The sequence below is a fragment of the Psychrobacillus sp. FSL H8-0487 genome, assembly GCF_038008385.1.
In the GTDB taxonomy this organism is placed as follows: Bacteria; Bacillota; Bacilli; order Bacillales_A; family Planococcaceae; genus Psychrobacillus; species Psychrobacillus psychrotolerans.
This window is the reverse complement of the sequence record NZ_JBBOZA010000001.1, coordinates 748017-760762: the sequence shown is the minus strand read 5'-3', so window position 1 is coordinate 760762 and position 12746 is coordinate 748017. Positions and strand designations below refer to the sequence as shown.

General features: G+C 38.4%; 5 protein-coding genes and 1 riboswitch. All 5 genes read right to left on the bottom strand.

What is annotated here, in order from left to right; all coding sequences use genetic code 11:
* Positions 1 to 14 precede the first annotated feature (14 nt).
* Positions 15 to 659, bottom strand: a complete 645-nt coding sequence (locus MHI47_RS03670; RefSeq protein WP_340768364.1) for a response regulator transcription factor — start codon at positions 657 to 659, stop codon at positions 15 to 17.
* The gene (locus tag MHI47_RS03665) at positions 659 to 2155 is read right to left on the bottom strand and encodes a sensor histidine kinase (protein ID WP_340829574.1); all 1497 of its coding nucleotides are present in this window, start codon (positions 2153 to 2155) and stop codon (positions 659 to 661) included. The genes MHI47_RS03670 and MHI47_RS03665 overlap by 1 nt, the downstream gene beginning before the upstream one ends.
* A gap of 169 nt (positions 2156 to 2324) precedes the next feature.
* The gene (locus MHI47_RS03660; RefSeq protein WP_340829572.1) at positions 2325 to 2687 is read right to left on the bottom strand and encodes a DUF5305 family protein; all 363 of its coding nucleotides are present in this window, start codon (positions 2685 to 2687) and stop codon (positions 2325 to 2327) included.
* Positions 2660 to 2743: riboswitch (cyclic di-GMP riboswitch) on the bottom strand. Its footprint overlaps the gene before it by 28 nt.
* 503 nt (positions 2744 to 3246) lie before the next feature.
* Positions 3247 to 7581, bottom strand: coding sequence for a S8 family serine peptidase (locus tag MHI47_RS03655; protein ID WP_340829570.1), 4335 nt, complete (start codon positions 7579 to 7581; stop codon positions 3247 to 3249).
* Between the two features lie 365 nt (positions 7582 to 7946).
* Positions 7947 to 12662, bottom strand: coding sequence for an endonuclease (locus MHI47_RS03650; protein WP_340829568.1), 4716 nt, complete (start codon positions 12660 to 12662; stop codon positions 7947 to 7949).
* Positions 12663 to 12746: the final 84 nt, after the last annotated feature.

Here is a 12746-nt window from a genome sequence, read left to right as displayed (position 1 = left end):
CCCCACTAATTCTATTAAGAATTCACAACGTATTTGACGAGGCCAGTGGCGTTTGCGTATAAGGCTGCTTGAGTTCTATCTGCAAGACCTAGCTTCGCAAATACTTGGCTGACGTGTTTTTTCACTGTGAATTCGGTTATATAAAGAGTCTTGGAGATTTCTTTGTTAGAATGTCCCTTGCCTAGCTCGATTAATATCTCTTTCTCTTTAGGAGTTAGTTGTTCAATATGACCATCTTCATCCAAGGGAACTGGAGCTTTCATGAGTAGATCTAAAACATTAGGATCATAGTATTTACGACCCTTTCCAATCATTTGAAGTGCATGTAGAAGCTCTTCGGGTAGGGCTTCTTTTAATAAATAACCAACCACCCCAATTTCCTTTGCTCTTTTAAAGTCTTCCTCATTCGTGGAAGAAGTAAGTATGACAAACTTGCTGGTAATACCTACACGCATGGCCTCTATTATTAGTTCGATTCCGGATTCCTCACCTAATCGGAGGTCTACGATTGCTATGTCTGGTTTTACTGCATTCAATAGTTCCATCGCTTCTCTTCTATTAGTAGCTTCTCCAATTACATCCATAGATTCGTTTAAGGAAAATAATGAATTCAAGCCTCTTCGAATTAATGGATGATCGTCAATTATTACTACCCTCATTATCCCAACACCTCTTGTTTTTTCTGCTTTTTAACTTGTGGTATATCAATTTGAATAGTAGTTCCCATTTTATAAGGTGCACCTATCTGAAATGTGCCCCCCATAGAATAGACAATTTCTTGCATATTAGGAAGCCCAATCCCTTGGCCTTCCATACATCCCATCTTCGTCTGAATACCTATTCCATTATCTTTAATGACTAGATAAATTTTATCTTCTTCTAAAGCTAGTGTTATTTCGATTACTGTACACCTACCATGTCTTACCGCATTTCCACACGCTTCACATATGATTCGATATAGACCGTTTTTGTTATTTGTAGAAATGGACGATTCTTCACCAGTAAGATCATAGACAATACGAATGTCATTTAGCTTTGCATATTCCACCAAATAATTTTCAATAAGCGTAAGAAACGGCTTTTCACCCTTCTTAGCCGTACTTAACTGATAAATAGAAGCCCGTAGTTCCTTCATTGTCGTATTAGCTGTCTGTGACAAAAACTCAAATTCCTTTTCAAGTTCACTAATTTCAATATTCCGACTTTTAACTTGTAGACTATGCAATGAATAGACGATCCCAAACAATTTCTGTGATATACTATCATGTATTTCATTTGCAATCCGATTTCGTTCTTCGGTAATTTTCATATGAACCATCATACGATCCATATGAATTCTTTCCAACAGCAATTCACTAAGCTCTGCGAGAAACTCGAATGTACGGTGAAGTAATAGAGTATTTCTTATCTCTGTATTAGTAGACATGTTTACACCAATTACTCCTATATACTCCGTTGTCCTAATAACCTTCATCCAATACTGTTCATTCTGATAAATATGTGTAAAGGCGTTCTTTTGTTGCCTTATATACTCCCAGTCTCTTGTTAAATCCATATCTAAATTTCTATTAGTTGTCTCATTCGAAGTATAGTTTTTTTGAGAGGTATAATCCTTTATCCAAAAGAAGGCCATATCCTTTTGCATGCATTTCATCAATGCTAGCGTCATGGTCTCTGTTAGCTTTTTTGGACTAATATTGGAAGAGTGGGATTCCAACAAGTTATATAAGGACATAATTTGCTTTAATGTCTCCTCGTATATCTCATTCATATTTGCTAGCTTATTATTTGCCTGGTGTAGCTCTTCTATGTGTTCCCTTAATTCTTTTGTTAATCTAGAAAACAAACCTATTAGCATCGTTATTAATATAAAGCCGAGATAGATATAGGATTTCCCTTCTAGAAGCATGAATATATTATTTTTCTGTTGTGCAATATATGTTGCACTTACTAGACAAAATGTTAATATTCCCCAACAAAATAGCGGGGTTAAAAGGATTGCTGCAACAAGTATCGGATTCAATGCATACCAGCTAAATGGACTGTAAACGCCACCAGTAAATATGAGCAACAAAGTCATACCAAACGTTTCAATTAAAACAATTGTTTTTACTATATTTGTATTCTCCAGATATCTCCGTTGTAATCCCGTCAATATCCATGCTGCAATACATAGAGATCCAACAGCACCAACTTTAAAAATGAGTGAGGGTTGAGATCCAGATAAATAGAGAAATGAAGTCAAAATAAGTGAAACGTATCTATAGAGAAATAATAAGTTCAAATTACTGGAAAGATACTTTTTAATAAAAGTTTCAATCGGATTAACTCTCCGCATACACGTTACGAAAAGCTGAAACATTTGTAGTAGTATTTCGAACTAGCTCTCTACCTGCCGACTCATAGCTATATACATAATTGCCTTCTACTATAAAAAAAATGGGACGACCTTCATCCAGATTCTTGTTTAAAAATATCGGAAGCTTTTTTTCATCAGCCAGTTGGAGAATCGACTTAAATGAATTTAAATTAATAATTGACCTGTTGGAGCCAGTCATTTTCTGTGTCACTGTAATAATTCGTTTACCATACTCTTTGCTAATCCTAAACCCCTCCCCTCTAATAATAAAAGCCCAATTAAATTGAGCAATAAGCTCACATCTAATCAGGCCGGTTGCACCAATCACTCCATACGTCCTAGGTGCCCAGATACAGAACGCACTTCACAGTTTCCAAATTTTTATCTTTTATATAGTTCAGTATAACCAGTTCATTTAGAATATAACGTTACTTTGTGCGGTTATGGAGGTTCTTTTTTTGTCGTAAAACCAAAGGCATTGTCTCCCTTTGTATTTATATTAGATTCCATTAACTATATAACTCTTTATATTGTGCTGGTTGTTTGCTATTTAAAGAATTACTTTCTTTCATTTGATGAATAAGCTCTCTCGGTAGATTGATACTCGCTGAACAGAGATATTTACTTGTAGAACGGAAGTTTGTTCTATTTCTTTAGGATGGTGAAAAAGGAGTTCAATATTTTAATGCTATTAGCTAGAATTTTCTTTCATCTGGCATTTGCTCTCCATGGGACGTTAATGGGGTTCAGTGATGATACTTGGGGCTCTTCTTGAGTTACTTTCAGTAAATGGAAATATACTGGCGGAGCAGGGATTTTGCGGTTTTCATAATAGAACAAAATTAACTCTCCTTCCGCCTTTTAGGACAGAAGGAGAGTTAATTACTTTATTTTAATCCACCCATAAAATTAGTGAATATTTTCGCAGCATGGGCGCGAGTTGTCGGATCTGCCGGTTTAAATTTACCATCAGAACCATCCACTACTTGTAGCTCATAAAGCATAGAGATCGCATTGATTGTTTCTTCGTCGTAGGCAGCAATATCAGAGAATGGTGCTATTTTAGTAGCTACATATTTTTTACCTGTTTTAGATGCATATGCACGTTCAATCATTAAAGCAAGCTGCGCACGCGTCACTTTTTCAGAAGGTTTAAATTTCCCATTCTCCCCTTTGATAATGCCGAATTTAAAGCCTGCAGCAATTTCTGATTTTGTTTCTGTCGCATAACTTGCGATATCCGAGAATGGTGCTGCTTCTTGTGTTTCTAATTTTAATGCACGAACGATTAACGATGTTGCTTGTGCACGTGTTAAAGATTGTTCTGGTTTAAATGAGCCATCTGGATATCCCTTCATAAAGCCTAATAATGCAGCTTTTTGGATATAATCCGCAGCCCAATGTTTAGCAGGTACGTCTGTAAATATGATTGGTTTTGGCGTTGGTGTCACTGGTGGTGTAGGTTTTACTGGATCTGGCTTAGTCGGACTTGGATTTGGTGCTCCAGGGCTTCCACCTCCGCCTCCAGGATTTCCTGGGTTACTTGGCGTTCCTGGATCTGTTGTTGGTGGATTTGTAACTGTCACATTTACCGTTACTTCCTTGCCACCATGTTTTACTGTAATAGTGGTTTTACCTGCTGCTTTAGCTGTTACTAATCCTTCTGTTACGGAAACTACTTTTGGATCAGCTACTGTGTAAGTTGCATCTTTCGTTACATTCAGTACAGTATCCGATGCGAATGTGCCATAGCTTGGCGGACCGTCTATAAAATTGTTATTATTCGGAGCTATTTCATCTGGTGTAACTAAATTTTCATAAGGTGAAACAAATACCAGTTGTGGAAGTTCTTTTGTTTCAAAAGAAGCTATACTTAAAGTTTCACTAGTATTAAGTAGCGATTCTGTTGGTTCTTCTGGCGTTGTTCCTTCTTCAGGAACAGTTGGTTCTTCCGGTGTTGTTTCTTCTTCAGGTACTCCTGGTTCTACTGGAGTTGTTTCTTCTTCAGGTGTTGTTCCTTCTTCAGGCGTTACTGGCTCTGTTGGTACAATTGCTCCTGCAATAACTTGCTCTCCACTGTTACCAGCTGCATCTTTAATAATTAATTTAATTGAGTCTGTGTCAGCTGTTACTGGGAATGTAAAGCTACCATCTTGGTTCAAATTAAAGGCGACCGCTGCTTTTTCTATGCCATTTACAGTAGCAATATAGGAAGCTTTTAATTTTTCATTTAAATTATAGTCTAAACCGTATAAATATAATTCTTCATTATAATCAATATATTTGTCTGTAACTTGGCCTGTTGCGACTCCGTCTGTCACAGAACCACTAACTACTGGTTTCGTAGTTTTTACTACAATTGGTCCTACATAGTCTTGGACAACTCCTGAAGCAGCAACTCCAGTAAAGTCAACTGTATATAGACCATCTGGAATAGTTGTTGCAGGTGCAGTACCCCATGGTTTGTACTGTCCGGCAACATTCAGGGTATAAGATCCTTTTGCTAGTGCTGCACCTGAATGTAAGTAACCAATATAGCCATCCCCGTATTCCCCACCTTCAGGATTCATAATATCCCAAAGTTCTATATAGTTTGTTGTTACGTCACCAGTTAATGTAAACGAAAGAACTGCGGAATCTTGAACTCCGTCCCCATTAAAGGATAAATCTGTTGTTGAAATTTTGTAATCTTTTAATTGTGTTGCCTCTGCTCCACCAAAGTCTGCTGCAAATGGTAATGAAATTTCTGTGTAATCACTTTCAACTGGAGTTGTTGTTTCTATTACATTCAGTTGAAGTTTGTCTCCCGTTTTCATGTTCAATTCTGTTTTATCTACAGAAAGGGAGGTTTCCGTCTTAGTTCCATCAACTGGTGTAATATGAATATATCCTAGTATTTCAGAACCATTAGGTGCAGTTGCTTTAGAAGCAGTCAATGTAACTTTTAACACTTGTTCTCCAGCAAGATTAAATGTCGGTTTGTCAATCGTCACTTTTGCGTCACCAAATGATTTTGTTACATCTACGGAGACGTTATAGTTTCCACCTTTACCAGCAATATCTTTCACTAAAATTTCTTTTGTAACGGAAATATTACCTTCTTTCAGTGATTGAGGGCCGAAAGTAACTGTCCCCTTTAAGTTTTCTACTACTGCTCCAGAAGCATCTCGTACCGCTGTATCTAATGCATAAGCAAGTGCACCAGGATGAGCTGCTGCATACGCATCTACTCGGCCTGCACCTTGAGCGAATACATCATACTTCGTTGTATCCAAGATTTTAGCCGTATTGGAGAGCGCTACTTTTACATCAAAAGCATTCCAATCAGGATTTGCTTGTTTTACCAGTGCAGCAATACCAGCGATATGTGGTGTTGCCATAGAAGTTCCTGTTTTACGATCATATGCTTCCCCGTAAACAGCATCTGGAAAATCTTTTTTGTACATTGGAATCGTAGACATAATATTTGTTCCAGGTGCACTTACATCTGGTTTAATATCAAAGTTTGGTGTAGATGGTCCACGTGAACTTGAATCGTTTACGTCATCTCCAAGTGTTTTTGTGGATGCAAACTTACCAAAGCTAACTTTGCCTGTTCCTTTTGCTAGTTCAGCGCGGATTGCCATTCCATCCGTATAAGACATATCAACTGTTGGAATGAAGGCAAATGAATCTCCAAGGAATGTACCTGATGCATTTGGTGTACCCGATCCTGTTGCAGAGTTATGAATAATTGTAGCAACTGCTCCTTGCGCTCTCGCATTTTCAATTTTATCGACAAATGCGATGGAACCACGAGCAATTAAAGCTACTTTCCCTTTCACATCAATTCCTTCAAAATCTTTTACTTCCCCTAGTCCGGGTACTGCCACTAAGTCAAACTCACCTTGAAGTTGTGTTGCTAAATCCTTCCCAAAAGTTGTACCCATTAACTGAAGTTGTTTCGTTAAGTTATAGTCTCCAACTGAAACTTTTACTTCTCCGTTATGCATCGTTTCGGGATTTGTTGTGTTACCCACTGCAATTCCTAAACGTGCTGTAGCAGGAGTTCCCATCGTGCCACGGTTTGGACCATCATTACCTGTTGCGACAACTCCGATAGTCCCAGCCATCATAGCATTATTTATAGCAAATGATCCTGCATCCGTTTCAGAGTTTGCTCCTCCGCCAAGTGAAAGGTTGATAACGTCCATTTTTTCAATTACTGCTGTATCTATTGCCTTTACTATACCTGAAGTTGAACCACTACCATATGCTCCCAGTACACGATATGCATAAAGATCTACTTTAGGTGCAATCCCTTTAATGCCATATTCATTTGCTCCAATTGCTGCAATTGTGCCAGCAACATGCGTACCATGTGATGTATAAAATGAACTTCCCGTTGTATTAAATTCAGGTGTCCCTGCTGGACGTTCAGAAGGTAATGTCTCCGAAGCATCATCTTCTGTGCGTGTTTTTGTATAAGTGGATGAATTTGGAATGAAGTTCTTTCCACCTTTATAAATACCTGCAAATTCTGGATGATCCGCATCAATTCCTGTATCAAGTACCGCTACTTTAACCCCTTGTCCTTCAATTCCTTCGTTCCAAAGCTTTTCAATGCCTAAGAAAGAGATACTTGTATTCATTGCGGCATCAACTGGTGTATCCGCCTCTGGATTTGCCGGTTGAAGTGAACTTGAGTCTTTCATTGCATACACTGTTGCATCTGGCTCGACTAATGTAACACCATTAATGGTTAGTAATTTAGCAAGATCGCTAGCTTTTACGCTAGCTGCAAAGCCATTTAATACTGTGTCATATGAAAAAATTTCTTTATAAGAAATCATTTTATTGTTCATTTCTTTTTTTACAGATGCTTGCTGTGAAATTACTTTTGCTTTGACAGAGCTAGCCGCTGATTTCGTAAAACTTTTACCCGCTAACTCTGTAATTCCTTTTTCAAGAGCTACAGGTTTTTCTGAAAGATGAACAATTACTGCCACTTCTTCATCCCCAGATAATCCTTGTAAATCTTTGTGAAGTGTTGGACCACTATTTGTAAGACTTAGTTGTTCAGCAATAGCCGCTTTCATCGCCAATGTACTTTCGCTTGGCTCCTGTGATTTAAACGGCGTCTTTCCTGTGTTAGCAAACGCACTTGTTGGAGCTAGCATTGCAAAGACCATCATTAGAATTAAGAACGCACTAAAGGCCTTATTAAACATTTTCTTCCTCATTCGATTTCCCCCTGTTCAGCAATTTTGTGCAATAACATTTCTGCATGTTCTTTCAAGACCGCATCCTTTCTGCAAGTATCATTAGGATTTTTGTACAAGCATCAGGCACACTGATGCAAAATATGATACTGATACATTGTATGAATAGATGGGCCATGCTATGAGAAAAATTAGTAATTAGTATTTTTATGGGGGGTGAGGTAGGGAGGCTATCGTATGCGACGGTGACTCTTCCGTATAGATAAGGATAACTCTCGTATTGGTGTCTGTTGCTCTCGTATAGAAAGTGTAAGAAGATTATAAAAAGCCCTGCAGAGATGGATCTCTACAGGACTTCAATTTATTAAAATTTCTAGGATTAGGTGCTAGTTCCAGATTGATGTTGCCCATTCCGGGTGGTCGATGAACGGATTACGGTTACCTTGCCATTTTTGAATGGTTTCATTGCGATTGCGTTCAAATTCATCTACTGGATCTTGCTCATGCCATTTTAGTAAGGTGGAGAGCTTTCCATGATATGGTGCGCTACCATTACCGAGCTTTTCGTTTAGTTCTAAATCTACTTTATCTCCTTTTTCATAGCGAGTTGCCATGTAAAATAAAATTCGAGCGACATCTCCTTTTACACGATTAGGCGGTTCAAATGAGTCTCCGTCTTTATAGCACCCATTACAATTATTAACAGGACTTCCCCCATTATCAAAATCTAAATTTCCTCTTGAGCTGTTCACTTGTACATCTGTCGGACGCAAATGGTGGATGTCCGTACCGGGTCCTTTACTTGTCCCGAAGTCACCATGTGATTTAGCCCATGTATGTTCTCGGTTCCACTGACCTACGTTTCCACCATTGGCAGTTTTAGAACGGGATACTCCAGAGTAAAACAATATGACATTGTTTTTATTGTTTGGGTTTTCATCTGTTTCACGTAATGCTAACCATACTTGGTCGTAAGAAAGTTGAGTATGGTCGTCAATTATTTCATGTAGTGCATTTTTTAATGCTTGACCTTCTTTACCGTTGGCATCTTTGTAATATTCATCGGTAGGTGAACTAGCCGAAGTTACGCGTACACTGAAGCTTGTTGTTACACTTTCTTCACCATCTGTAGCGGTAACTCCTACAATATGACTTCCCTCTTCAAGGGTTAGTTTTAACGTTGCCCCTTCTATCGTTCCTAATGTAGAAGTAAAAGTTAGTACTTGGTTTTCTGGGTCTGCAAAATAATCCGTTAATAGGATTGAAATGGTCTCTCCAATTTTAACTGTATGACTCGGAATACCTTTCTTTAATACTGGTGCTTGATTTTCACCAGGTAAAGAAGGAACCACAATGGGTTCCCCTTTGGAATTTGTGAATTTAATATTTTTACTATCTGCTCCGTTAATAAATTCAAATTCTTGAATATTTTCAGCGCCTCTTATTTCTTTTATGTTCGTACCATCAATAATTACTTTTTGGACAATGGTACCTTTGAAATCCATAATTGCGCCAGCATTTTCTGGCTTAATCGTTACCGTTTGCTCTGCAAAGCCAGCTCCATGGAATTCTGCATAACCACTCATGACCAGAATGCCTTCCATGATTTCGGATGAATCATCAAGAGTAATAGAAACACTAGGCTTACTAATAGTTAGTTTTTTCGTTTGAAGATTTTTGATGTCGTATGTTTTTTCAGCTGTAATTGGAATAACAACATCTTCTTCTAATAGATCAATTTGTACCATTACTGGATCGTGGTCACTTGCACGTCCTGCCATATCAGTGAAATCTGCATTAATATGAAGAATGTCAATTTTCGTTTTATATTCTAAATTTTTCGTTACTAAAATATGATCTAGTACTTGTGAGTTACCTTGGTAGAGGTATGTGTATCGATCTGACGTTTCCACTTTGTTAATCATATTTGTCATCTGTTCACCCTCGTGAATTAAAAGGGCATCGGCAAATTGATAATCGTTAAAATCACCTAGTGATACAACATTCGCTGCTGGGTTTTTCGTTTTAATATCTACAACAAAGTCAGACACGACTTTTGCAATTTTTTTACGTTGGCCTTCACTGTCGTATTTCGGTGGTTGAATGGATCCAAATAATGGTGTATCACCACTTTTGGAGTTCCAGTGATTAGCAATAACGATGACGCTCTCGCCTTTAAAATCAAATTGAGCTACTAATGGTTTACGGCTGCTGTTAAATGCACTATTTGTTGGATCGATACGACCTGGGTTATGTGTTAGCTTGCCATCTTTGTAACCAACCGCCGTTGTCGCACTTCCTGGTGAACCACCTTCTGTCAATTTTACTCGGTCCGGATTGTATAGGAATCCAACCCGAATATTTGCATTTGGTGCACCTCCATCTGAGTTGTTTACAGGGTCAATATTTACATATTTGTAGTCTGCTCCTCCAGCTGTTTTAATCGCTGTAATAAGTCTTGTATAGCTTTGATCTGCCTTCGAGTCTCCACTGCTTTCTCCGTTATTATCTTGTACTTCAGTTACACCAACAATATCAGGACTTTGCATATCCGTAGCAATTGCTCTTGCTAATTTACGCGCTTTGTCGTCTGTAGTGGATGTTTTGTTATTCGAGAAGTTTTCTAAGTTATAAGAAGCAATTGTTAGCTTATCTTCTTCTTTCACAATTGTTGTTTTTTCTGGTGTCGCAGTTCCTTTTGAATGAGCAGCCTTCATATCAGCTAAAGAGACATAGATCTTAAAGTTTTGGAATGAATAGCCTACGACTCCAGTAATCGGCCCTTTAAACTTATCTCCAGTTGCTACTTCGAAATCACGACCAGGTCCATTTGGTTCCAAACGGAATTGTATGCGGTTCGGATTTTGATTGGCCTTCTCATATAAAACCCCGCCATGAAGAGAGTTTGTTGGAGCATTTTCCAAAACGGTAATCAAGTCTCCATGCTCTTGTGGAGCCACCGCTTTGACATTTCCAACTTGTACAAGCATTCCTTCAATACTTTCCCAGAAATCGATTGCGTCCACTGTTGGATTGAAAACGGTAAGATTGTCGCTATCAATTTTAGCTAGAGACATTTTAGTTTCATCGATTATGATTGGAGTTGGTAAAGCTGCACCACTTTTAATGACTGAGACTTTTCCTCCTTGGTCATTTCGAACATTTATTTGTGTTGTTTTCAAATCTGTTGTTTGACGATCATCGTAGCCGTCATATGCAAATTCACTCACTTTCCCAGTGACTGATACTAAATCTCCTACTTTAATCGGCCATGTGTTTGTTCCGCTGTAAAGGACAATGGCTTCAGAAGTATGTGGGTTTGTATCCGCTAACTCATCTGGTGTTTGGATATGATAGTAGGTTGCACCATTTAACAAGAACGAGTAAGTAACGACTCCTTGAATTCCTTCTACTGTTTGATTGTCAAAAGTAGTATAGTGTCCTGCTCCCTGGATATCATGGATTTGTAGACTATCCGTAATTTTATATTCAAATGTCTTAACTTCTGAAGTACCTTCTGTAGTAATTGCTACCGCCTTAAGCGTAGTATCGGCATTAATCTCGATTGGTGTGGAGTATTTTGTACTTTCCTTAGTTGGCTCTGTGCCGTCTAAAGTGTAATAGATTTCAGCACTTGCCGTCGTTGTAGACAAGGTTACAAGCGTAGATCCAACAAATGTTCCGCTACTAGGATTTGCTGTAACAGGTTGTAGAGTCGAACTGTCCTCTACAATATCTTGAATTGAGCGAGGGATAATTTGATAATCTGCATCAAACTGTTGAACAATACCAGTGATAGATTCATACGTTTTCCCTACAACTAAGCCTAGTGAACTGTTTTCATCACGAACAATGAACTCAGTCTCTCCGTCTGTTGCAGTGTAGTTTAATGCATTTACTGCAGTTATAGTAATTTTTTTTGCTTGGACAAGAAGTGATTCATTGTTTTCACTCACTTCTGCTCCTTTGACAACCTTAGGGGTTGGAGCTCCCACATTTTCTGTTTTGCTAACTATTGTTGCATTGTCTAATTGAAGAAGCCCACGGAAATCTGCCAGTTTCCCTGTAAGTGTTACTTCATCACCCACCTTAGCAGCTAAACTTGAAGGACGTATGGCAATACCGCCTGTTGCATCTTGTACTGAAACACTATTTTTCAAGCTTGCAGCTACTATAGCTTTCACTGTCACAGTTTGACCAAGTGCTGTATTGCGTGCTTCTGCAATGGACAACGCCCCAGTTTCACTGATAACTGTGTAAGTGAATGAAGAAATCGGGCTATTTTCAAGACCCACTTTCACCGCAATTGCTTTAATCGTCATATCTTTGTCGATAACAATTGGAGCCTCAAATTTAGTACTTGAACTAGTTGGATCCGTTCCATCTGTCGTAAAGTAAATAGAAGCTTCTTCTGTTTTTGAAGATAAAGTAATTTCCGTACCCTCTGGAACAGTCGATGATGGTATCGAAACAGTTACAGCTTCTACCTGCGTTTCTCCAGGATCAGTGTCACCAATATCCATTGTGTGGGAGCCTAGATTAGACGAATCATTAGTCGGTAGCTTGCTCCATTCTGCTGCATTGAAAGCGTCATCTATAATTGTATCTCCAGCAACAATATTACTGTTTCGGACAAGTGTTACATCTTTAGCAAAGTCTGCAGATGACCCGATTTGTCCAATAGAATCAATGATTGTACCTGAGTTTTTCAAAACTACAGGATCATTCCCATTGAAGTTAATGACAGTATTGTTTTCTAGGTCGCCCTTACTTTTTATATCTCCATTTGCATCTTTGTGATATAAAACATACGTATCATTATTAGCTAACGTACCTGTTAATGAGACTTTATTAGCCGCAGTAGCTGCTCCATTTGTATGAAGTTCAAGTGAATAAGCACTTAAATCAACAGCTGCTCCAGTTCCATTGTAAAGTTCAATGGCCTTATTAAAGCTGGCGCCTTCAATATACTCCGAAATGATCAAATCAGATGCATTCGTAGCTGCTACAGCTTTCGATGGCAACGCTGGAATTACTAGACCGGCTATTAAACTTGCTGATAAGAAAGCATTTATGGGCCTCTTCCAATTCCTTTTACTCATCTATACAATTCTCCTTTTAGATAGGGATTTTTAGTGAAGTTAATATGCTGATGAGTCACAAAGCCTTCAATAACTAATAGAAAA

What these genes read in the sequence shown, in the direction of transcription:
- MHI47_RS03670 (WP_340768364.1), bottom strand. Translation starts at nt 659, where the DNA reads ATGAGGGTAGTAATAATTGACGATCATCCATTAATTCGAAGAGGCTTG.
- MHI47_RS03655 (WP_340829570.1), bottom strand. Translation starts at nt 7,581, where the DNA reads ATGAGGAAGAAAATGTTTAATAAGGCCTTTAGTGCGTTCTTAATTCTA.
- MHI47_RS03650 (WP_340829568.1), bottom strand. Translation starts at nt 12,662, where the DNA reads ATGAGTAAAAGGAATTGGAAGAGGCCCATAAATGCTTTCTTATCAGCA.